Source organism: Streptomyces malaysiensis subsp. samsunensis (assembly GCF_024519315.1).
Lineage (GTDB): Bacteria > Actinomycetota > Actinomycetes > Streptomycetales > Streptomycetaceae > Streptomyces > Streptomyces malaysiensis.
Genome location: NZ_JANIIC010000018.1, coordinates 101,268 through 123,651, shown reverse-complemented (window position 1 = coordinate 123,651; position 22,384 = coordinate 101,268). Strand labels below are relative to the sequence as shown.

Genomic DNA, 22,384 nt, shown 5'->3' with positions numbered 1-22,384 from the left:
CGGTCCGCCCTCCCCACCAGTCGCATGCCCGCGCCATCCGCACGCCCGCATGCTCATTCCCAGAAGGGACAGACCGTGAGTTTCCTCGCGCAGACCGCTGAGGACCCGTCGCCGGAGCCGATACCCGGGGCGGCGGATGGCAGGACCCACCTCTTCAACGGCCGTACCGCGGAACGCTATCGGCGCTCCGTCACCGACGGCGTCGGCCTGGTGGCCTCCACCGTCGCCCGCGCGGAGCGCCCCTTCACCGGTATCACCCCCGCCGAACTCGCCCCCGAGATCTCCGGAATCGACCTGGAGCGGCCGCTCGGCGACCCGGACGCCGCGCTCGAGGAGCTGGAGGGCGTCTATCTCAAGGACGCCGTCTACTTCCACCACCCGCGCTACCTCGCACACCTCAACTGCCCCGTGGTGATCCCCGCACTGCTGGGCGAGGCCGTCCTCTCCGCCGTCAACTCCTCCCTCGACACCTGGGACCAGAGCGCCGGCGGCACCCTGATCGAGCGCCGGCTGATCGACTGGACCGCCGAGCGCATCGGCCTCGGCCAGGCCGCGGACGGCATCTTCACCAGCGGTGGCACCCAGTCCAACCTCCAGGCGATGCTGCTGGCCCGCGACGAGGCGTGCACGCTGGTGGAGAAGGAGGCCACCGCGGCCGGCGGGACGATCGCCAAATCCGCGATCCTGCCGCGGCTGCGCATTCTCACCTCCCAGGTCAGCCACTTCTCCATCCAGAAGGCCGCCGCCATCCTGGGGCTCGGCTACGAGGCCGTCATCCCGGTCCCCTGCGACCAGGACCGCCGGATGCGGACCGTCGCCCTCGCCCATGAGCTGGACCGCTGCCGCCGCGAGGGCCTGATCGTCATGGCCGTCGTGGCCACCGCGGGCACCACCGACTTCGGCTCCATCGACCCGCTGCCCGAGATCGCCGAGCTGTGCGCCCGGCACGTCACCTGGCTGCATGTGGACGCCGCGTACGGCTGCGGACTGCTGGTCTCCCCGACCCGCCGCCACCTCCTCGACGGCATCGAGCGCGCCGACTCGGTCACCGTGGACTACCACAAGTCCTTCTTCCAGCCGGTCAGCTCCAGCGCCGTGCTGGTCCGCGACCGCGCCACGCTCAGCCACGCCACCTACCACGCCGACTACCTCAACCCCGAGCGCAGCGCCCGGAAGCTCATCCCCAACCAGGTCGACAAGTCCATCCAGACCACCCGCCGCTTCGACGCGCTCAAGCTGTGGCTGACGCTGCGGATCATGGGCGCGGACGCGGTCGGGGCGCTCTTCGACGAGGTGGTGGAACGGGCCGCCGAGGCATGGGCCCTGCTGGACACCGATCCGCGCTACGAGGTCGTCACCGAGCCCCAGCTGTCCACGCTGGTCTTCCGCTACGTACCGCCGTCCGACGGGCCGTGCGACCCGGACCTGGTGGACCGCGCCAATCTGCACGCCCGCGAGGCACTGGCCGCCTCCGGCGCGGCGGTCGTCGCCGGAACCGTCGTCGACGGCCGGCACCACCTCAAGTTCACCCTGCTCAACCCGGAGACCTCGCTGAGCGACATCGCGTTCGTCCTCGATCTCCTGGCCGAGCACGCCGGTCAGTACCTCGCCCTCCACATCGAGCCCGAGGTCAGCGGCCCCCGCCACTCGCGCGCCAGTTGAGTCCCTTCGTCCCGCCGGAGATCCACGTGCCCACCCCGCACACCTTTGACTTCATCGCGGTCGGGCTCGGCCCCTACAACCTGGGCCTTGCCTGCCTCACCGAGCCGATCGACGAACTCGACGGACTGTTCCTGGAGCGCAAGCCCGACTTCGACTGGCATCCGGGCATGCTGCTGGACGGCGTCACCCTCCAGACCCCGTTCCTGGCCGACCTGGTGACGCTGGCCGACCCCACCTCCCCGTACTCCTTCCTCGGCTACCTCAAGGAATCGGGGCGGTTGTACTCCTTCTACATCCGCGAGATCTTCTATCCGCTGCGCGCCGAGTACAGCGACTACTGCCGCTGGGCCGCCGCGAAGCTGTCGTCCATCCGCTTCGGCCACGAGGTGACGAGCGTCGAGTACGACGAGGCCGACGGGGTCTACACGGTGCGCGCGCTGCGTCCCGCCACCGGCGAGACCACCACCCACCGCGCCCGCCGTCTGGTGCTGGGCACCGGCACCCCGCCGTACCTCCCCGAGGTGTGCCACGGCCTGGGCGGCGATCTGCTGCACAACACGGACTACCTGGCGAACAAGCGGGCGCTGCAATCGAAGGAGTCCATCACCATCGTCGGCAGCGGCCAGAGCGCGGCCGAGATCTACCAGGATCTGCTCGCCGACATCGACACCCACGGCTACCGGCTGAACTGGGTGACCCGCTCCCCGCGCTTCTTCCCGCTGGAGTACACCAAGCTCACCCTGGAGATGACCTCGCCCGAGTACGTGGACTACTTCCACGCGCTCCCCGAGGACACCCGCTACCGGCTGGAGGGTGAGCAGAAGGGCCTGTTCAAGGGGATCGACGCCGAGCTCATCAACGGCATCTTCGACCTCCTGTACCAGAAGAGCGTGAGCGGCCCGGTGCCCACGCGGCTGCTGACCAACACCGCGCTCACCGACGCGGCGTACGACGAGCCGTCCGGCACCTACACCCTCGGGCTGCGCCATGAGGAGCAGAAGCGGGACTTCTCGCTCACCACCCATGGGCTCATCCTGGCCACCGGCTACCGCTACCAGGTGCCCGCCTTCCTGGACCCCGTACGCGACCGCATCCGCTGGGACCGCCACGGCCGCTTCGACGTGGCCCGCAACTACAGCGTCGACACCACCGGACGCGGCATCTTCCTCCAGAACGGCGCCACCCACGCCCACAGCCTGACCTCCCCGGACCTGGGCATGGGCCCGTACCGCAACTCGTGGATCATCCGTGAGCTGCTGGGCCGCGAGCACTATCCGGTGGAGAAGTCCATCGCCTTCCAGGAGTTCGGCGCGCCGGAAGGAGCCGTGTCATGACGCCTTCGCCGGTTTTCGAGCACACGGACGCGCGCCTGGGGACCTTCGCCCTGCGCGCCCTGGACCCGGCGGCCGACGCCGCGCTGCTGTACGGCTGGGTGACCCACCCCAAGGCGTCCTTCTGGATGATGCAGGGAGCGGACGAGGCGGAGGTCGCCGCCGAGTACCGCAGGATCCACGAACATACGCACCATGAGGCGTTCATCGGCCTGCACGAGGGACGCCCGGCGTTCCTCGCCGAGCGCTACGACCCGGCGGTGGTGGAACTCGCCGGTCTCTACCCGGCCCGGCCCGGCGACGTCGGCATGCACTTCCTCTGCGCGCCGACCGACACCCCGGTGCACGGCTTCACCCTGGCCGTGCTCACCACCGTCATGGAGTTCTGCTTCGCCGATCCGGCCGTACGGCGCGTGGTCGTCGAGCCCGATGTGTGCAATGCGGGAGTGCACGCGCTCAACGCGGCCGTCGGCTTCGAGATCGTCGAGCAGATCGCCAAACCCGAGAAGGACGCCTACCTCAGCATCTGCACCCGCGAGCGGTTCCAGGCCGCCCGCACCACCCTCGCCGCCCGCGCCGCCCGCGCCGCCCAAGGAGTGACCCGATGAGCCCCCGCGACGCCGTCGCCCACCTCACCCCCGAACTGTGGGACCGGGCGGGCCGCCTCCTCATCCGCAAGGCCCTCGCCGAGTTCACACATGAACGCCTGCTCGCCCCCGAGCCGGGCCCCGATGGCCGCTACGCCGTGACCAGCGACGACGAGGCGGTGACCTACCGGTTCGCCGCCCGGATGCTCTCCCTCGACCACTGGCTGGTCGAGGCCGACAGCATCACCCGCCACGACCGCACCGGCGCCGAACTCCCCCTCGACGCCCTCGACTTCTTCATCGAGCTGCGCGGACGGCTCGGCCTGAGCGCGGACGTCCTCCCCGTCTACCTCGAGGAGATCAGCTCCACCCTCTCCGGTACGGCCTTCAAACTGGCCGCCGAACCGGTGGGCGCCGCCCAGCTGGCCAAATCCGGCTTCCAGGAGATCGAAACGGGGATGACCGAGGGCCACCCCTGCTTCGTCGCCAACAACGGCCGCCTCGGCTTCGGCATCCACGAATACCTCTCGTACGCCCCCGAGACCGCGAGCCCCGTCCAGCTGATCTGGCTCGCCGCCCGCCGCGACCGCTCCACCTTCACCGCCTCCGCGGACATCGACTACGACACCCTGATCCACTCCGAACTGAGCGAGCCGACCCGGGCCCGCTTCGCGGGGACCCTCAACGACCTCGGTCTGGACCCCGCCGACTACCACCTGCTGCCGGTGCACCCCTGGCAGTGGTGGAACAAGCTGTCGATCAGCTTCGCCGCCGAGGTCGCCCGACAGCATCTGGTGTGCCTCGGCCCCGGCGACGACGAGTACCTCGCCCAGCAGTCGATCCGCACCTTCTTCAACACCACCGACCCGTCCAAGCACTATGTGAAAACCGCGCTGTCGGTCCTCAACATGGGCTTCATGCGGGGCCTGTCCGCCGCCTATATGGAGGCGACCCCGGCCATCAACGACTGGCTGGCCGCCCTGATCTCCGCCGACGAGATCTTCCGCGCCGCCCGCTTCTCGATCATCCGGGAGCGGGCCGCCATCGGCTACCACCACCGCCAGTACGAGGCCGCCACCGCGAAGGGCTCCCCGTACCGCAAAATGCTCGCCGCGCTGTGGCGCGAGAGCCCCGTACCGTCCCTGGAGCCCGGCCAGCGCCTGGCCACCATGGCGTCCCTCCTCCACACCGACCCCGACGGCGTCTCCTTCGTCAGCGCCCTCGTCGAGGAATCCGGCCTCACCCCCGCGACCTGGCTGCGCCGCTACCTGGACGCCTACCTCACCCCGGTGCTGCACAGCTTCTACGCCTACGACCTGGTCTTCATGCCGCACGGCGAGAACGTCATCCTGGTGATCGAGGACGGCGCCGTCCAGCGCGTGATCTTCAAGGACATCGCCGAGGAGATCGCCGTCATGGACCCCACGGCGGTCCTCCCGCCGACGGTGGAACGCATCCGCGTGGACGTCCCCGAGGACAAGAAGCTGCTCTCGATCTTCACCGACGTCTTCGACTGCTTCCTGCGCTTCCTCAACGGCATCCTGGTCAGCGAGGGCCTGTTGGAGGAGGACACCTTCTGGCGGACGGTCGCCGACTGCGTCCTGGACTACCAGCGGGCCGTTCCTCACCTCTCGGACAAATTCGCCCAGTACGACATGTTCGCCGAGGACTTCGCCCTCTCCTGCCTCAACCGCCTCCAGCTCCGCGACAACCGCGAGATGGTCGACCTCCAGGACCCCGCGGGCGCGCTCCAGCTCATCGGCACCCTCAAGAACCCGATCGCGGAGTTCGGAGCGGAAAACAAGGGATCGCGTCACTAAACTTCGCGATGTAACGTTACAGAGTGAAGGAGAGCAGCGCGGCAGACCCGGCCGCACCAAAACGGGCACGCGTACGCAACCGCCGAGGCGAGGGTGGCCGTCTGCGCGAGGACATCATCTCCGCGGCCGCGGAACTCCTCGACGAGACCGGCGACGAACGCGCCATCACCTTGCGGTCGGTCGCCCGCAAGGTCGGCATCGCCGCCCCGTCGATCTACCCGCACTTCCCCGACCAGCCGTCCATCATGCTGGCCGTCGTACAGCGGGAGTTCACCGAACTGGCAACCCATCTGCACTCCGAGGTGCGGGCGGCCGGCGACGACCCACGGGAAGGGCTGTACGCCCTCTGCCGGGCCTACCTCGCCTACGCCAAGAACCACCCGGAGCGCTACCGCACGATGTTCGGCGGCCTCTGGATGCCGACCCTGGGCGACAACTCCCTGACCGAGGAGGACCTCACCAGCCTCGGCTCGACGGCCATCCAGGTGCTCGTCGACGCTCTCGCGAAGTGCGCCGCCGCGGGCCAGTCCGCGGTCACCGACCCACCGCAGGACGCGATCACACTCTGGCTCGGCCTGCACGGCCTCGCGCACCAGCGCGCCGTAAGCCGCACGTTCCCCTGGCCGGAGGAGAGCATCACCGAGGCCATGATCACCAGACTGGCCTGCCTCAAGGAGACCTGACCACATCGCCGCCCCGAGGCAATGCGACAACGTCCCAGGGCCGGCCTCGAGGAACACCGAAGGCGCCCTTCGTCCCGGCACGGCAGCCACGGCCGCGCCGAAACGAAGGGCGCCTTTCGCTGCGTAACCTTACAGCCATAAGTTTATTGCCGTAACCCCTTGCTTCGCCTCGACTTACCTGCGTAGCCTTACACCCGTAAGCACACAGCCGAGGCTTCAAGGAGCCCTCCATGAGCACGTCGGTCACCACCCTCGCCACCGAGATCGTCCTGCCCGGCAGGGTCGAGCCGAGTGGCCTGGAGACCCGGACCCGCGACCTCCCCGCCCCCGGCGCGGGCCAGGTCCTCCTGCGGATGGACGCCACCGGGGTCTGCTTCGCCGAACAGCAGATGCGCCTCGGCAAGTACTACAACCAGCCGCCGTTCCCCTTCGTCCCCGGATACGACGTCGTGGGCACCGTCACCGCGACGGGACCGGACGTGGACGCCGGGATGACCGGACGCCGGTTCGCCGCGGTCACCAAGGTCGGCGCATGGGCCAGCCATCTGCTCATCGACGCCGCGGATCTGATGCCGGTGCCGGACGACGACATGGACGCGGCCACCGTGGAGACCGTGGTCGTCAACGGGATCACCGCCTGGCAGATGCTGCACCGGACGGCCAAGGTGCGCTCGGGCGGGACCGTCGTGGTACTGGGCGCCAACGGCGGCGTCGGCTCCATCCTCGTCCAGCTGGCCCGGCACGCCGGGATCACGGTGATCGGCACGGCTTCTGCGCGGCACCACGACAGCGTGCGCGAACTGGGCGCGACCCCGGTCGACTACCGCGACCCGGACATGTACGACCGCATCCGGGAGATCGCCCCGGACGGCGTGGACGCGGTCTTCGACCACGTCGGCGGCCCCGCGGTGGCGGAGTCCTGGCGCCTGTTGCGCCGGGGCGGAACCCTCGTCTCGTACGGCACCGCGGCGACGAAGAACGAAGAGGGCAGCTCACAACTGCCCGTGCTGAAGCTCTTCGGGCAACTCGCCGCATGGAACTCGCTGCCCAACGGCAAGAGCGCGCACTTCTACAACTTCTGGGCGGGCAGCCGCTGCCGGACGCAGTGGCAGCGCCGGCTGACCGAGGACCTCACCCAGGTGCTGCGCCTGGTGGCCGACGGCGTCCTCACCCCGCGGATCGCCGCCGAGATCCCGCTGTCCGACACCGCCTCGGCACTGGAACTCGCCGAGTCCCGCACCGTCCTGGGCAAGGTCGTCATCATTCCGGACGCGTGAAGGCCCGCGGGGCACTTCGCAACCGAACGGCCGAGCAACGCTTCGTCCCGGCCACCCGAACCTTCGTACGGCGCGCGGTGGTTCAACGACCCAACGCCGCTTCCCCAGCCCGTTCACGGCCCCAACACTCCGCACCACCCACACCCCACCCACCCCATCACTCCGGAGGTCCCGTCATGCCCCTCGCCACCGCCGTCGCCCAGGCCACCGTCCCCGCCACCACCACCGCTGTGACGCGCTCACCGGGCGACGTCGACAACAGCGCGGTCTACGTCAGCTTCGGGCTCGCCTACCTCTTCGGCCACGGCTCCGCCGCGCTCTCCAAGGGCACCAGCCCCCTCCTCGACCTGCCCGGCTGGCTGCCCATGGCGCTCCTCGGCGCCGGATTGGCGGTCGGCACCGTCCAGGCCACCCTCGCCGCCCTACGCGCCCAGCGCGGCGCCACCGGCCCGGACGTCCTGTCCGGAAAGCTGCTCGGCGCGTCCTGGCTCGCCGGCTTCACCGCCCTGTTCCTCGCGATCACCGGCCTGGCCTCCGCCGTCGACACACCTGATCTGCAAGACATGCTCTGGCCCACCGGCTCCGGCATCGTCGTCGGCCTGCTCTACCTCGCCGAAGGCGCCGTACGCCGCAACCTGCTCCACTACACCCTCGGCGTCTGGCTCGCCCTGACCTCCGCCGCCGCGCTCTTCCTCGGCACCCCGGGCCTCTACTGGGTCCTCACCATCGCCGGCGGCGGCGCGTACGCCATCGCCACGGTGCTCGAACGCCGCCGCCACGCCACCCGCTGACCACTCGCCTTCACCCACCACAGGAGAATCCATGATCAAGCGAAACTACGAGGCCGACCCCGAGCTCGCGAAGCTGGTGTCCGGCCTGGCCTCCCACACCGGCAGCAGCGCGGTCTGACCCCGGCCGATGAACATGAACGCCGAGCACGACTCACCGGCCACCGTGGAAACGCGCCTCACCCACGAGGCACACAGACTCGCCACCAGCCTGCTCGTCGACGCCAGCCCCCGACCCTCCGTACCTCACCAAGCGCTCGCGCGATTGCGGGACTTCCTCGTGGTGAACCTGCGTCACCACCACGACGCCCAGGACGAATGGCTGTGGCCGCATATCGCGGCAGCGGCACCGGAGGCGAAGCCCGCACTCGACGACTTGACCGAACAACACAAACACCTGGACATCGCACTCACCCGCCTCGCCAACATCGACCTTGACAGCCAAGGCCACCGCCAGGCGCTACACGAGGCAGCCGTAGCCGTACGCGACAGCGTGCATGACCATCTGACCCACGAAGAGCCGGTCCTGTTCCCCGCCTTGCGGGAGCACATCACACCGTGGCAGTGGAAGAAGCTCTCCCGACGAGTCATCGCCACGACCCCTCCGGCGGCCGGGCACCTGATGATCGGACTCCTCGACGAGGTGGCCGCACCGGCCGAGCTGCGCTCGATCTTCGCGAACATGCCACCCCCGGTGAAGGCCCGGCTACCCGCCATCCGCACCCAAGCCGCCGCCGACCTGCAAGCCCTCCGAACCGGAGGCCCATGACCCCGCCCCGGCACCCCCGCACACAGACCCCCGGCGCCACCCGGATACAGACGCCCGCCGCCCACCACGACAGCACAACGCCGGCAACCGGTTCCACACCCGGATCCCGAACCCGGTAGGCTGACCTCTGGCCGCCACACCAGCGACCACCAGGGACCGGACGGATCCGTGCGGAGCCCGGCCGATGATCACCATTCACCGCCGAGCTTCCCACCACACTCCCAACCCAGTCCCCCGCCTCCGTAGCTCAGGGGATAGAGCACCGCTCTCCTAAAGCGGGTGTCGCAGGTTCGAATCCTGCCGGGGGCACCACGCATTACGCCGCTGACCTGGGGTTTCTCCCCCAGCGAGGCGCCCTATTCGGCCTCGGACTCCACGTCCGGGGCCGTTCGCGTGAGCGATGCCTGAACGCACGGGGAGTTGATCTCCCGAATAACTCCCCAAGGATCAGCATCATCCGGCACGACCTCCGGGCCAGACCTCTCCGTACCGTCCGGCTCCGGCTCCACGCCGGAAACGGTGTCCTCGGAGGCGGCACGTACGCGCGGCACGAACCGGGCAGCGGCCTCGGCGATCGCCAGATCCGCCTCGGGAGGCAGGGTCGTATACGTGTCGGCCGTGATGGTGATCACCGACTTGATCCTCACCGAGGACGGCAAGCCGTACGTGCTGGAAGTCAACAGCACGCCGGGTATGTCCCGTGACAGCAACTTCGCGGTAGGGGCGGCGATGGTGGGGCTCACGCACACGGATGTCGTCTTGGCGATGCTGCACGAGTCCCTGGCCCGCCCGCCACGGGTCTGCGCGACCGCGAAGTCGGCGGCGGCGCCCGCGATCCGGTCCTCGTCCTCGGTGCGGTCGTGCGCGGCGGTCGCGTTGGCGCGGGCCAGCAGTTTTCGGGCCGGCTGGGCATTCCGGGTCGTGACGGCCTCGTCCAGGCGCGCGAACAGTCGTCGCCCTGATCGACAGCTCTTTCACCGGCGCTCGCCTGAAACCGACTCGCCATCCGACAACACCCCGAGGAGATCAGTAGACAGGTGTCGGCCGCCGTCCGTGACGGCGGCCGACAACCCGCCTCGTCCCTCAGGTTCTCACCACGCTTTGCGTGAGCGCGCCTCGACGACCAGGTCGGGGTCGGGAACCCGTCGCTTGGCAGCGACGGTGGCAAGCATCTGCTGCGAGAAGTGGAAACCGAAGTCTTCGGCAACGAGCTTGCGCCAGGGGCGAGACACGATGTTGTGGGTTGCCCAGCGAGCGAACCGCGGGCGCTTCATGATGTCGCCTGCGATCGCCCACGCCTTCGGCAGGAGCTCCTCACGCGGAAGTACGTCGCTGACGAGCCCGTAGTCGAGTGCTTTCCGCGCGGGGATGGAGCGGCCACTGTAGATGTCGTAGGCCGCCCGCTTCGTGCCCATCAGGTGCTGTAGGGCGAGCGAGAGTCCGTCTCCCGGCGCGGTGCCCGCCATGAAGTGCGGGTCCATGAAGTCTGCGTCTTCCGCGGCCAAAGTGATGTCGCAGAGTAGCGCGAACTCGGTGTGGATCCCGGGACCGTTTACCGCCGCGATCGTCGGGATGTCGAGGTTGTTGACGAAGTTCTCGATCAGCTTCCACGCATCGATGGTCTGCTGAAAGATGTAGTCGGGCTCCTCGTCGACGATGGGCCGCGGCCACGTCTCCTCGGGGTCGCCTCGGAACCAGGTCTCGCCGGTGCCGGTCAGGATGAGGACATGGTTGTCGGGGTCGTTGCCCACGTCCTGCCACACCCGGTTCCACGCGTTGTGGGCGGCCCAGTTGTGGATGTACGGACCGCCATCAGTGTGGAGCCGAAGCTCGATGATCCCGTTCTCCCTGCGCATCTTGAAGAAGCCGGCGTACTTCTCTGAGTACTCCTCAAATGCGGTCGGTGGAACGTGGCCTTCCCACCGGGGGTCTGACATGGTCGCCAAGGTCGTCCTCCTTCGTCAGCGCCGGGATAGCGACGCTCTCGCACTAATGCGAAGATCATTACTCCGCGAGGAAGCGGCATGACCGGCAACGCAGGAAAAATCCCCAGAACCCGACCGCGATGAAGTTTGACGGCAGACAGGCGCGCCCTTCTGCCGCAATTCGGCCGGCGTCACGAGCTCCACGCCGGAACTCAAAGGGCATCGCGAGTTGCGGAGTCTGGAATCTCCGCACGGAGCCACGTCGGGATGGATCGGCACACCGCACTTGAACAACCGCATGCCCACCGAAACATCAACCTTTTCCCGTAACATAGAGTCACGTCTTATGAGTCATTTGGACGAGAGTCGGCAGGACTACGACCTCGATGAGCTCGATCGGCGGCTCATCCATGCCCTCCAGATCAACCCGCGAGCACGCTGGGCTGCGCTGGCGCCGATTATCGGGGTCGACGCGGTCACCCTCGCCCGGCGCTGGGAACGCATCGTCGAGGCTGGCATCGCATGGGTGTCCGGACATCCCGGCCCGGAGCTGAGAGGGCCGTCGGCCATACTGGAAATCGAAGCCCACCCTGCCGCCACGCTCGGTCTCGCACAGGAGATCTCGGCGGACAGTGAAGCGTTCACGGTGGACCTCACGGCCGGGGGACGCGAGATGCTCGTGCTGGTGGCCACATCCAGCATGGATGCCCTCACGGAGTATTTGATGATGCGGGTACCGAAACTTGACGGGATTCGGGCGACCCGGGCCCACTTGTTCACGTCACCCTTCGTGCACGGAGGTCAGTGGCGTCTTCGCTCCCTGTCAGCCGAGGAGATCGCTGCGGTAGAGCGGAGCATCGAGGTCTCGCGATCCCCGAGGGGCCGCGTCGACTCTCAGCTGGAGGACCAACTCCTTCGCCTCCTGGGTGCGGATGGCAGGGCGACAGTGGCTTTCCTGGCGAGGACCATCGGCGTGGGCCAACGTCGGGTACGGGATGCGGTTGCGGCCATGACTGCACAAGGGCGGTTGGACACCCGCCTGGATATGGCAAAAGCGCAATCAGGCCGGCCGGTTCATGCGTGGTACTTCCTCCGTGTCCCTGCCGCGCTCGTGCAGCGCGTCGGGTCGGTGCTCACACGTATCGGCGAGATCCGCCTCGCGGTTTCAACTGTCGGACAGTACAACCTCATCCTCGCCGTGTGGTTGCCGACGCTGGCCGGCGTGCAGCGGCTCGAGGCCGTCCTCGAGGAGAAACTTCCCGGCGTCAGCATCGCCGACCGTTCCGTCGTGCTGCGCACGGTCAAGAAGGAAGGACACCGCCTCAATGCCCATGGGCACGCCACTGGCGAATTCAGCCCTCTGCTGACCAATATGCCTCAGCCAAGCCCGTCTTTCGAGTGAAATCCTGCAACAGGCCGGGACCATTACACGCGCGGACTACCGTCCCGCTTCATGACCACTTCGACAGCTCCTGTCAGTGTCTTCGACCTGTTCACTATCGGGATCGGGCCCTCAAGTTCGCACACAGTCGGACCGATGAAGGCAGCCGCCGCCTTTGCGGAGGACCTACGACGAGCGGGCACGACGGACAGCGTCGAATCAGTGCGAGTGGAGATATTTGGCTCGCTCACCGCGACCGGACACGGGCACGGCACGTTCACCGCAGTGCTTCTCGGCTTGGATGGTGCGCAATCAGCCAGGATCGACTCCGGCGAAGTTGAGCGAAGACTGGCGGACATCACGGCATCCGGCACGGTGAGCTCGGCACAGGGCAACGAATCCCCTGCCGGATCGAGGACCTCGTGCTGCGACCGTTGACCGTACGGCCGCGCCACACGAACGCGTTGACACTCACGGCATACGGCCATGCCGGCGTTGCTGTTCGATCGGACACGTACTACTCCATCGGTGGCGGGTTCATTGTCCGCGACAGCGACGAGGAGCGCCCTTCCGGCGTGCGATCGAGAACGCCTGCGGCGGCCGCGTCGTGACCGCACCGCCGGCCGTCAACGTTGTCGAGCGCTGAAGCCGCGTCAGCCCCACCCCGCCCAACCTGCGCAGTCGAACATTCATGAAATGAGGAGCAATGGCAATCCGCACAGTCTTCAAGAATGGGACCGTCTTCGACGGAACCGCAGCAGGCATAGCCGACCTCGTCATCGAAGGCCGCCACGTCGTCGATGTCGGGACCGATCTGGACGGTGATCACGTTGTGGACTGCTCTGGAAAGTCGGTCCTCCCCGGGCTGTTCGACTGCCACGTGCACGTGATGACCCGAGACTTCAACCTCGCACGCGCCGAACAACAAGCCTTCTCCTTGCAGTATTACGAAGCAAAGCGCAACCTGTCGCTCCTGCTCGACCAAGGCATCACCTCTGCCCGAGATGCCGCAGGCGCAGACCTAGGGGTGAAGCAAGCGATCGCACAGGAACTCATCGAGGGACCGCGACTTCAGATCGCGATCTCGATGCTGTCCCAAACGGGCGGGCACGGCGATGTCCATCTCCCCTCGGGAGGTCATCGATCGATCCCGATGATGACGGCACACCCCGGACGGCCCAACCCGATCGTCGACGGCCCGGACGGAGTACGGCGAGGAGTTCGTGAAGTGCTGCGCGCGGGAGCCGACGCAGTCAAGATCGCCACCACCGGCGGAGTCATGTCTCCAGGCGATAATCCCCGCCACGCCCAGTTTCGCGCCGACGAGCTAGCGGTGATCGTCGCCGAAGCCGCCGCGGCCGACACCTACGTATTCGCCCACGCGCAGGGGACCGAGGGAATCAAGGCAGCCTTGCGGGCCGGCGTCCGTTCCATCGAACACGGCTACTACCTGGACGACGAAGCAGTCGACCTCATGCTCGAGCGTGGCGCCTGGCTCGTTCCCACGCTGTCAGCAACACGCGCCATCATTGACGCCGCTGACAGCGGCATACCGATCCCGGAAGAGAACGCCAACCTTGCCCGTGAGGCCGTCGAAGCTCATCAGGCGAGCTTCGCACTCGCCGTCCAGGCGGGAGTGAAGATCGCCATGGGGACCGACAGCCCGCCCTACTGGAGCCCGACAGCGAGCAACCTCAGAGAACTCGCTCTGATGGTGAACTCCTCGTCGATGTCCGCGCTGGATGCCTGGCGCGCCACGACGTCGAGCCCGGCCGAACTCCTTCGATTCGACACCGCCGGAAAGTTGGCAGCCGGCAAGCTCGCGGATGTGGTCGTCATCGCGGGCAGTCTGTCCGATCTCGACGACCTTCGCGGCCGGGTTCGTCAGGTGTGGCTCGACGGCACGCAGGTACGGTGACGCGTTGTGCGCATGCCCTCGATCAAGCCCAGCGAATTGACAGCCGAGCAGCGCTCGCTCGACGCTCACGTCCGACAGCTCATGGCCGGGTTGCCCGCGCCGTTTACCTCGACTGATCCCGACGGCGCGCTGATCGGCCCGTTTCCGGTGATGCTCCGCTTTCCCGGGCTCGCCCGCCCGCTGCTGGAGTGGTTCACGGCCGGCACCGGTGCCTCAGTCCTGCCCGCCCGGGTGCGCGAGGTTGCGATTCTCACCACGGGGTCGCGGTATGCCGCGGCCTACGAGCTGTACTCGCACTCCCGGGTCGCGCTCGACGTCGGTCTGCCGGAGGACATCATCGAGGGCCTGGTCGCGGGGCAGCGCCCGGCAGGCATGACCGCCGAGGAAACGGTCGCTCACGATGTGGCTGCCCGGCTGCACAGCGGCGCGCCTTTGCCGGGAGCGCTTTACCGAGCCGGGGTCCGCGCCTTCGGCGACTCCGGTATGGCTGAACTCGTCTTCCTCGTCGCGCAGTATGCCGCCATCTCGGCGATCCTCAATGCGTACGACGTGCCACTGCCGCCCGACGGCGACTGACCCTGCGTCAGGATGTTCGCCGCTTCCATGGCCTTCGCCCTGATTTCGGGGGCTCGGCACTCCCCGCCCCCGCCCCGAAACAGGGCTTTCGACACTGGGCTTCGGCCCCGGGCGCTTCCCCCCGACACCGCCAGTCCGCTACCGGGCCTCCTGGCAGCTACCCGGACCGGACTCCCACCGGCAGGCGACAACCAGCTTACGACCAAAGATCACTTACAACATCAAGACCTCCAGCCTGCTGGGCGCGCGAAAGCCCGAGGCTAGTCGGTTTGATCGCGATCGGCGTCCGTCCCGCTGCGCCGGGCTATGAGTTCATCCTCGATACGCCGGAGCGTGGCATTGACGATCTCGATGGTGGCGGGGTCGTCGATGATGCCCCGGAGGGTCCGGTCCCAGTTGTCGCGGAGGATCTGGTGATTCTGGTGGGCCTTGTCGGTGGGGTACAGGCGCACGCCTCGGGCGTTGCGGTCGTCCACGACGCGATCCACGAGCCCCCTCTTCTCCAGGCCGCGCAGTACCCGGCTGAAGTTGCTCGACGGAAGCAGGGTCGCCTCCGACGCGGCTCGCGCGGACGTGCCGGGGTGGTGGTGGATGAACCGCATGACGCCGATCTCGATCGGCGTGCACGGCTCGAAGGCGGGGTCCGCCGGGGGCCGAAGCTGCCGCCCCACGGCGAAGACCAGGTCGGCCAGCTCGTGGAGACTGGCGGCTTTGACGTCGCTCATGCCACGAGGATACCTTCCTATCGCCCGATAGCTATCAAGCGATAGCATTGGACGGCGGACGCCCCCGCGCCTCGAAGACCGTGGCGCTGCTCAGGCGATCCACCGACTCATGGATGAGGAATCCCCTATGGACATCAGCGGAGCCGTAGTACTCGTGACCGGAGCGTCGTCAGGCATCGGAGGGGCCACCGCACGCGCCGCCTCCCGCGCCGGTGCGCGCGTGGTGCTCCTCGCCCGCCGCGAGGAACGCATCCGACAGCTCGCCAAGGAACTCGGCGAGTCCGTGGCCCTGGCCGTGCCATGCGATGTGACGGACCGCGTCCAGGTCGCGGCGGCCGTAGAAGCCGCGATCGAGAAGTTCGGGCGGATCGACGTCCTGGTGAACAACGCAGGCCAGGGGCTGCAAGCGACCGTCGACGCCATCGACCCCGAGGACTTCCGGGCCGTCCTCGAACTCAACCTCGTCGCACCCCTGACCGCGACGCAGGCCGTCCTTCCGCAGATGCGCAAGCAGGGAGCCGGGGCCATCGTGAACGTGGGCTCCGGGATCATCTGGTCCTCGCTGCCCGGATCCGGCGCATACTCCGCCTCCAAAGCCGCCCTCGCCAAGCTCTCGGCCATCGCCCGCGCCGAGCTCGCCGACGACAACATCACCGTGTCGATGATGTTCCCCTCGATCACCGAGACCGAGTTCGTCAGGACAGTCCGCGGCGACGTCGCAGGCGCGCTGAAAATGGAGGACTCCAGCGGCCTGGCACCCCAGTCGCCCGAGGCCGCCGCCGACACAATCCTCGATCTGATCAGGAGCGGCGCCGAGCAGGCCGACCTCGTCCCGGAGGAGTACGGCGGCACGCTCAAAAGCTGAGCCACCGAAAACTGAAAATACCCCGACGCACGTCATGAAGCCGGGCGGGCAACGCCTTCCGCCGCTGCCGACGAAGCACAGCCGGCAGCGGCGGAAGGACACCCACCACCCGGTCCGTTACCGAAGGAAGAGACACGGCACATGGAGATAGGCATAGGGCTGCCGGGTCACGTCACCGGCCTTGAGGAGCGTACGTTGGTGACATGGGCGCGGCGGGCCGAGGAGCGGGGATTCGCCTCGCTGATCGCCAGCGACCGCCTGGCCTGGTCCACTCCGGAACCCCTGATCACACTGGCCGCGGCAGCCGGGGCCACCGAACGCATCCGGTTGGTCACCAGCGTGCTGCTGGCCCCGCTGCACACCAACCCCGCATTGTTTGCCAAGGCCGCGGCGACCTTGGACCGGATCGCGGGCGCCGGACGGCTCCATCTCGGTCTCGCTCCCGGAGCCCGCGAAGACGACTACCGGGCGAGCCACCTGGACTTCAGCACCCGAGGGCGCGCCCTGGACACACTCGTGGAACGCGTCACCGCCATCTGGCGGGGTGAAGAGGAGGTGGGTCCGGCCCCGGTCACCCCCGGAGGGCCGCCACTGTGGTTCGGCGGCGCATCGCAGGCGACGCTGCGGCGTATCGCCTCCCACGGCACCGGATGGATCGCCGGAACCGGCGGAGACATCGACGAGTTCATCACATTCGCCACCCGCCTCCACAGCCGCTGGAAAGAGGCCGGCAGACAAGGACGTCCGCGCACCAGGGCCACGGCGATGTTCGCCCTCGGCGGCCACGCACACCGATCCCTCGCCCGCGCCGTCAACGACTACTACGCCTTCGCCGGCCCCGACTACGTCCGGACCGTCATCGACACAGCGGCCACCACCGCCGACATGATCCACGCAACCGTCACCGCCCACGAAGCAGCCGGACTCGACGAACTCGTCTTCGTGGGCAACGACACCGACCCGAAGCAGATCGACCTGCTCGCCGACATCCTCGGGGACAAACTCACCTCCCCGAACAGCACAACCAGGGCGCCGGACCGCTCACATTGAAGGAACCAAGATGCCGAACGAGTTGAACCACTTCATCGTCCACTGCCGTAACGTATGCGGTCGATTCATCAGGCCCATGCGGGCGGTGCGGAAGGCGAGCAGCCCGGTCCGTACGGGGGTTGGCCGCCATACGGTGTCTCATACGCCCTCCCCTGACCTGGCCCGCCGCGCGGCCTCCTCGTAGGTGTGCAGCAGACGCTCCCCGGTCTCGCACCCGGCGCCGGGCGTCCGGCAGGCCGGGCAGCCCGCAGCGTGCTCGATGGCCTCGCGCCATTCGGTCTCCGCGGCCGGACCGGTGGAGGTCTCCGCACAGGAGGGAGCGCAGGCGCGCACCTCGTAGGTCGTCCGCGTCGCGCCTCGCCCGATCGTGACCGTGCCCAGCGGCCGATCCGCGCCCAGCGTCCGCCCGCACAAGGCGCAGTTCCAGCCCTGGAACTGCTGGTAGGTCAGCGTGTCCGGGTCGATTCCGGCGGGCCCCGGTCGCGTCGTGGCCGCCTCGTGGCTCTCCTTCATCGGAGCCCCTCATGCTCGGCCGCGGGCGCGTTGGTGAGGGTCCGCGGGTGCTGGGGCTTCGGGTGGAGGGCGTGGGCGGGGCAGGCGTACGTCACCTTGCCGACGGCGCCGCGCTCGTCCTCCACCTCGACCGGGATCGGCTCGTCGGTGGGCAGATGGCAGCGGTGGCAGAGTTGGCGTCCTTCCGGCATGCGCCCGTACTCGGCGCGGTCTGCCTCGGCCAGCGCCTCCCACAGGCGCCGGGCGTCGGTCAGGTAGTGGTCGGGCGTTAGCGGCACGCGCCAGTGGGTGCGAGGGCCCTCGATCCAGGAGGCGGGCGGGACGCCGAGGTACGTGCTCGCGTCGGTCAGCTCGGTGAGGACGCGGACCTGCCGCAGGTGCCAACTCGTGGCGGAGCCCACGGCGAGGAGCCAGTACAGGGGGCCGTGCTTGTCCTGGATCACGGCGCCGGTCTCGTCACCGAGCAGACCGAGGGCGCGTTCGCCGACGGTCGGGGCCGCGCGGACGGCGTCCCACCATCTGCCGACCAGTAACGCCTCGACGTCCTCGGTGTTCGGCGGTGTCCACAGCAGGTCTCTGGTCTTCATACCGCGCCTACCGGAGACGCGCTGCGAAGGAAGGCGATGTGAAGGGCAGTGCCGTTCTCGTCGCCGCGCTCGCCGAGCTCATATCCCGAGGCGGAGACGTAGCGTCCTTCCTGGCCGGCAATCCCCTTCACCGGATTGGCGCCGAGTGGGTTCGGCACACACAGCTGGGCATCCTTCGCCACTATCGACAGTCCGTAGGCTTTCAGTCGATCGGCAAGATCGCGGTAACCGGATGTGTCCATGCATCGATGTCATCGCACTGGAAGTCGCGGCGGGATATGACAACCTATGACATGGAGTGGATCATGACTCGGGCTGTGGCCATCACCGGCACTCGGGCGACAGCACATCGCGATCTCGCCGGCTACGCCGAGCTGTTCGCCAGCTATCTCCGCCCTTTCGCCGATGCCGACGCGCACTTCTACATCGGAGGAGCGAAGGGCATTGACAGCCTGTCCCTGTTGTGGCTGGTCGGGAACGCCGAAGCACGGATCACGGTCGTCGTCCCCGGCACGGTCCAGCAGCAGCCCGACGAGGCGCGACAGGCCATCGCCCGCAGCCGCGGCCGAATCACCGAAGTGGTCGAGCTGCGCACCGAACAGCTCGGTGCGCCCGCGTTTCATGCTCGGAATCGGTGGATGGTTGACCGCTCCGACATGGTGATCGGATTTCCCCTGGCAGGCCCTCACGGGACCTCTGGGACGTGGCAGACTCTCGATTATGCGGCGCAGCAGGTGAAACCTCACCTCGTCGTACCCGTGTGACACGGATCACCGGCATGATGAGCGCATGAGCACGTGCGAAAGCATTCGTGGCGCCGCCGCCCTCAAAGCTCTCCGAAAGGCGCGAGGCTTGTCCCTGGCCGACACGGCGCGGTCGCTCATCGATACAGCACGTCGCCTCGGCCAACCGCTCGACTCATCGGCCACGAGTGTGCAACGGTCCGTTGCCCGGTGGGAGAGCACAAAACGTCCCATCCTCCCCGGCAATCGATACCAGCTGCTGCTCGCGCACCTCTACGCCCGCGGTGCCGATGGCCAGATAGCCCTCGGTTCCGGAAGTGACTTCGTCCAGCTGCTCGATGCCCTCGCCCACCTGGGAGAGGCGGAGACGCAGCTACGCGAGCTGCGCTCCCTGCTCGTACGCACGGCCACCGACGACGGCACCGGGCTGCTCGCTCTGCTCGGACCCACGACGCAGCCATCGATGGCGGCCGCGCTCGCCGATCCGGCGCGCGTCGACGATGCGCTGCTCGCCGGGATGCGGGCAGCCGTTGGCGACGTCAATTCACAGGTGGGCTCGTTACCTTTCGCCCGGCTGCAACTACTGCTCGCCCCGGTGATCGAATCTTGTCGGCGGCTGCTGGCCGGCGACGTGCCCGAGCCGCTGCGGCCTGAGCTGCGCACGGTCGCGGCGCAGGCGTATACCCTCGCCGGCCGGCTCGCGTTCGAAACCCGGGATGACCACGCGTCCCGCGCACTCTACGCGGCCGCCACCGACGCGGCGGGACAACTCGGCGCCCCGTGGCGCCGGGCAGTCGTTCACATGAGCCACGCCCTGGTCAGGCTGTACTCGGTACCGGGCATCGAAGCGGCCCGTGAGCTGGTCGGCGCTGCGGTGCGCGATGCTCGTACCGGCGATAGCGTCCGCGTGCGGGCCCGTGCACATGCGCTACAGGCGGAGATCGCCGCCCGGTCGGGCGCCGAGCGGCACGCGCAGACCGCGCTGTCGCTCGCCTGGTACGACCTCGACCGCAACGTGGACGGCGATCCGGCGCCAACGAGCTTCACCGCTGATCACCTACGCGGATTCGAGGGCCTGTGCGAGCTGTACGTAGGAGATGCGGCGGTCGCTCACGATGTCTTCGCCAGCAGCGCGGAAGCCCTGGACTCGCCGCGTGAGCGGGTACAGCGTGCCATCGTCTCAACTGATCAGGCCCTGGCCTGCATTCGCCTCGACGCGCCGGAGAGGGCAGCGGACCTCCTGCACGCCTGCGTCGACTCGACAGCCAGCACCGGCGGGCGTGTACCCGCGCTGCGGCTGCGCCAGGCGCGTAAGGAACTGTGTCCGTGGCGACGCGAGGGCTTCGTTGCCGATCTGGATGATCACCTCATCGACGTACTGGGAAGCTGACACGACGAAACGCCTCCTCCCGGCCGCGGCGCCACACCTTCACCGGGCTGCGGGTGCTGGCCAAAGGCCGGGCGGTCCTGCTGATCTCACACCGGCTCGCCAACATGGCTCATCGCCCGCTTTCCAACCCGTTCCGCTGAGGAGAAAGATCCCAGCCATCACGGTCCCAGCTACCACGGTCCCGACCACCTCGGTCCACCGCTGCCCTGAAACCCCCGTTTTTGGGAAGGACGTGCCCCTCGTGTCCACCACGCAGGACGAATGGAACACCGGCTACGCCGCAGGTCGCCGCTATCGTCGGCTCGGCGACCGTGAGCGGTCGCTGCTCGCGGCACACGTGCCCGCACCGGTCGGTGGCAAGGCCCTCGACGTCGGGTGCGGGGTCGGAGAACTCGCTGCCCATCTGTCCTCGCTCGGCTACCGCGTCGATGCCGTCGACTGGTCGGACAACGCCCTCGCCGAGGCAACCGCCCAGCACGGTGACGCCGCGCGGTGGTTGCGCCTGGACATCGAGCTCGACGACTGGGCGCCCCTGCACGCCGAGGGGTACGACGTGATCATCCTCCGGTTCGTGTATCCCTTCCTGAAGCACCGCGACCGAACCATGCGGGCCCTCGGCGGCCGCCTGCGGTCCGGCGGCGCCATCGTGGTCATCGCGCCCCTGGCCGCCGACACTCCGGCCGAACGGCGCGGTATCGCGCTGGACGAGGTCGAACTCGTCCAGCTGGGTGCCGGCTGGGCCGACATCGAACGCCACGACGCCGAAGGGCTGGCCTTCGTGGTCCTGCGCGGCCCGCAGCCGGCGGAGGCCACACCGCTGCCCGAGCCATCGGCCGACCACACGCGATACGCACCCGCCGATGCCCGCGGCGCGACACCCACCTCGCGGCAGCACCACTTCACGCTGCTGGAGCGCTACTACGCCCAGGTGGAGGCGGGACGCAAAACGATCGAAGTGCGGGTGGGGACAACCGGAAAGGCGGCCGTCGAAAGCGGGGACACGATCGTCTTCCACGAGCCGGACAGCGGGCGGGAGCTCGACATCGTCGCCAAGCGCATCACCCCATACGGCTCATTCGACGAGCTGCTTGCCGCGGAGGATCCAGCGCGCATCGATCCCGACGCCACGCGAGAGGAGCAGCTCGCCACCCTCCGCCGTATCTACCCGCCGCACAAGGAGGCCCTCGGCGTCCTGGCCTTCGAGTTCGACCACCGCCCGGGACGGCCCGGCCACACCATGCCGCTGACGCCCGCGGAATACGTTCAGACGGTGCCCCATCACACGGTGTACGGCAGTCTGTACATCCGCGACGAGCACGATCGCCCGGTACAGCTGCGCTCGGTGTACGGCAACCGGCAGTGGCACTTCCCCGGAGGCAACGCCGACGCCGGGGAAGATCCCTTGGAGACCGCACGCCGCGAAGCGGTCGAGGAGACCGGGCTCGAACTCGGCCAGGGCCAACCACGCCTGCTGCTGACGCACTACCTCCGCGCGGGCGGCCGCTGGCCGCTGGGCAAGATCGGCTTCGTCTTCGACGGCGGCCGGCTCAGCTCCGAGCAGCTGCGCCGTATCCGGCTCGACCCTGCCGAACACGATCTGTGGGCCGTCCATGATCTCGCCGAGTGGCGGCGGCTCATGGGTGAGCCGCACTTCGCCCGTCTCGATGCCATCGAACGCACCCGCCAGGGCCGAGGGCCGCACTATCTCGTCACCGGGCCTTGACGCCCGAACCGGATGATGGGGCCACGCAGTTATCACTCGTTTCTCTCTGCTCCCGGGAGTTCCCGTGTCCG

At 68.3% G+C, this 22,384-nt stretch carries 22 protein-coding genes, 1 tRNA gene and 1 pseudogene; 18 read left to right on the top strand and 6 right to left on the bottom strand.

The genetic code is table 11. The features are described 5' to 3' along the window. Positions 1-75 precede the first annotated feature (75 nt). From NQU54_RS17685 to NQU54_RS17645, 9 genes are all read left to right on the top strand, one after another. A complete protein-coding gene (locus NQU54_RS17685; RefSeq protein ID WP_308408493.1) occupies positions 76-1,662 on the top strand; it encodes a pyridoxal phosphate-dependent decarboxylase family protein in 1,587 nt (528 codons plus the stop codon). Between the two features lie 26 nt (positions 1,663-1,688). Next, complete coding sequence (locus tag NQU54_RS17680) at positions 1,689-2,996, top strand: lysine N(6)-hydroxylase/L-ornithine N(5)-oxygenase family protein (protein ID WP_257631909.1); 1,308 nt, start codon at positions 1,689-1,691, stop codon at positions 2,994-2,996. Then, positions 2,993-3,601, top strand: coding sequence for a GNAT family N-acetyltransferase (locus NQU54_RS17675; protein WP_257631908.1), 609 nt, complete (start codon positions 2,993-2,995; stop codon positions 3,599-3,601). Before NQU54_RS17680 ends, NQU54_RS17675 begins: the two co-directional genes overlap by 4 nt. Continuing rightward, the gene (locus NQU54_RS17670; RefSeq protein ID WP_257631907.1) at positions 3,598-5,400 is read left to right on the top strand and encodes an IucA/IucC family protein; all 1,803 of its coding nucleotides are present in this window, start codon (positions 3,598-3,600) and stop codon (positions 5,398-5,400) included. Before NQU54_RS17675 ends, NQU54_RS17670 begins: the two co-directional genes overlap by 4 nt. 23 nt (positions 5,401-5,423) lie before the next feature. Continuing rightward, a complete protein-coding gene (locus tag NQU54_RS17665) occupies positions 5,424-6,083 on the top strand; it encodes a TetR/AcrR family transcriptional regulator (RefSeq protein ID WP_099014649.1) in 660 nt (219 codons plus the stop codon). Positions 6,084-6,313: 230 nt separating this feature from the next. Beyond that, positions 6,314-7,360: a medium chain dehydrogenase/reductase family protein gene (locus NQU54_RS17660; RefSeq protein WP_257631906.1), complete on the top strand. Its 1,047-nt coding sequence runs from the start codon at positions 6,314-6,316 to the stop codon at positions 7,358-7,360. A gap of 176 nt (positions 7,361-7,536) precedes the next feature. Continuing rightward, the gene (locus NQU54_RS17655) at positions 7,537-8,151 is read left to right on the top strand and encodes an ABC transporter permease (protein ID WP_257631905.1); all 615 of its coding nucleotides are present in this window, start codon (positions 7,537-7,539) and stop codon (positions 8,149-8,151) included. A gap of 127 nt (positions 8,152-8,278) precedes the next feature. Beyond that, entirely contained in the window at positions 8,279-8,917 is a 639-nt protein-coding gene (locus NQU54_RS17650) for a hemerythrin domain-containing protein (protein ID WP_257631904.1), read from the top strand. Positions 8,918-9,153: 236 nt separating this feature from the next. Next, positions 9,154-9,229: transfer RNA gene (locus NQU54_RS17645), tRNA-Arg, on the top strand. 44 nt (positions 9,230-9,273) lie between these two features. Here NQU54_RS17645 and NQU54_RS17640 read toward each other — a convergent pair. Both NQU54_RS17640 and NQU54_RS17630 read right to left on the bottom strand, forming a co-directional pair. Continuing rightward, positions 9,274-9,660 (bottom strand): hypothetical protein, encoded by a 387-nt coding sequence (locus NQU54_RS17640; protein WP_502362203.1) that lies wholly within the window; start codon positions 9,658-9,660, stop codon positions 9,274-9,276. Between the two features lie 348 nt (positions 9,661-10,008). Beyond that, a complete protein-coding gene (locus NQU54_RS17630) occupies positions 10,009-10,854 on the bottom strand; it encodes an enoyl-CoA hydratase/isomerase family protein (RefSeq protein ID WP_257631925.1) in 846 nt (281 codons plus the stop codon). Positions 10,855-11,188: 334 nt separating this feature from the next. Here NQU54_RS17630 and NQU54_RS17625 point away from each other — a divergent pair, with 334 nt between their 5' ends. From NQU54_RS17625 to NQU54_RS17610, 4 genes and pseudogenes are all read left to right on the top strand, one after another. Next, positions 11,189-12,244 (top strand): Lrp/AsnC family transcriptional regulator, encoded by a 1,056-nt coding sequence (locus NQU54_RS17625; protein WP_257631902.1) that lies wholly within the window; start codon positions 11,189-11,191, stop codon positions 12,242-12,244. A 51-nt stretch (positions 12,245-12,295) separates the two neighbouring features. Next, a pseudogene (locus NQU54_RS17620) lies at positions 12,296-12,834 on the top strand (serine dehydratase beta chain). Positions 12,835-12,929: 95 nt separating this feature from the next. Beyond that, a complete protein-coding gene (locus NQU54_RS17615; protein WP_257631900.1) occupies positions 12,930-14,141 on the top strand; it encodes a metal-dependent hydrolase family protein in 1,212 nt (403 codons plus the stop codon). A 12-nt stretch (positions 14,142-14,153) separates the two neighbouring features. Next, on the top strand, positions 14,154-14,717 hold the full coding sequence (locus NQU54_RS17610) for a carboxymuconolactone decarboxylase family protein (RefSeq protein WP_257631899.1): 564 nt from the start codon (positions 14,154-14,156) through the stop codon (positions 14,715-14,717). A gap of 260 nt (positions 14,718-14,977) precedes the next feature. On the opposite strand, the gene NQU54_RS17605 is transcribed toward NQU54_RS17610, so the two are convergent. Further along, the gene (locus tag NQU54_RS17605) at positions 14,978-15,442 is read right to left on the bottom strand and encodes a MarR family winged helix-turn-helix transcriptional regulator (RefSeq protein WP_257631898.1); all 465 of its coding nucleotides are present in this window, start codon (positions 15,440-15,442) and stop codon (positions 14,978-14,980) included. Between the two features lie 127 nt (positions 15,443-15,569). Here NQU54_RS17605 and NQU54_RS17600 point away from each other — a divergent pair, with 127 nt between their 5' ends. Both NQU54_RS17600 and NQU54_RS17595 read left to right on the top strand, forming a co-directional pair. Then, complete coding sequence (locus tag NQU54_RS17600) at positions 15,570-16,307, top strand: SDR family oxidoreductase (protein ID WP_257631897.1); 738 nt, start codon at positions 15,570-15,572, stop codon at positions 16,305-16,307. A 141-nt stretch (positions 16,308-16,448) separates the two neighbouring features. Continuing rightward, positions 16,449-17,357, top strand: a complete 909-nt coding sequence (locus NQU54_RS17595; protein ID WP_257631896.1) for an LLM class flavin-dependent oxidoreductase — start codon at positions 16,449-16,451, stop codon at positions 17,355-17,357. 138 nt (positions 17,358-17,495) lie between these two features. Here NQU54_RS17595 and NQU54_RS17590 read toward each other — a convergent pair whose 3' ends face one another. The 3 genes from NQU54_RS17590 to NQU54_RS17580 are packed head-to-tail and all read right to left on the bottom strand — an operon-like array spanning position 17,496 to position 18,699. Beyond that, entirely contained in the window at positions 17,496-17,870 is a 375-nt protein-coding gene (locus tag NQU54_RS17590) for a hypothetical protein (protein ID WP_257631895.1), read from the bottom strand. Next, positions 17,867-18,457, bottom strand: a complete 591-nt coding sequence (locus NQU54_RS17585) for a hypothetical protein (RefSeq protein WP_257631894.1) — start codon at positions 18,455-18,457, stop codon at positions 17,867-17,869. The genes NQU54_RS17590 and NQU54_RS17585 overlap by 4 nt, the downstream gene beginning before the upstream one ends. Beyond that, positions 18,454-18,699 carry a hypothetical protein gene (locus NQU54_RS17580; protein WP_257631893.1) on the bottom strand — a complete coding sequence of 82 codons (246 nt, stop codon included), beginning with the start codon at positions 18,697-18,699 and terminating at the stop codon, positions 18,454-18,456. The genes NQU54_RS17585 and NQU54_RS17580 overlap by 4 nt, the downstream gene beginning before the upstream one ends. 51 nt (positions 18,700-18,750) lie before the next feature. Here NQU54_RS17580 and NQU54_RS17575 point away from each other — a divergent pair, with 51 nt between their 5' ends. The 3 genes from NQU54_RS17575 (at position 18,751) to NQU54_RS17565 (ending at position 22,313) form a co-directional block, all read left to right on the top strand. Beyond that, on the top strand, positions 18,751-19,221 hold the full coding sequence (locus tag NQU54_RS17575) for a DNA-processing protein DprA (protein WP_257631892.1): 471 nt from the start codon (positions 18,751-18,753) through the stop codon (positions 19,219-19,221). A 25-nt stretch (positions 19,222-19,246) separates the two neighbouring features. Next, entirely contained in the window at positions 19,247-20,590 is a 1,344-nt protein-coding gene (locus NQU54_RS17570; protein ID WP_257631891.1) for an NsdA family TPR-like regulatory protein, read from the top strand. 241 nt (positions 20,591-20,831) lie between these two features. Beyond that, positions 20,832-22,313 (top strand): NUDIX domain-containing protein, encoded by a 1,482-nt coding sequence (locus NQU54_RS17565; protein WP_257631890.1) that lies wholly within the window; start codon positions 20,832-20,834, stop codon positions 22,311-22,313. Positions 22,314-22,384 lie beyond the last annotated feature (71 nt).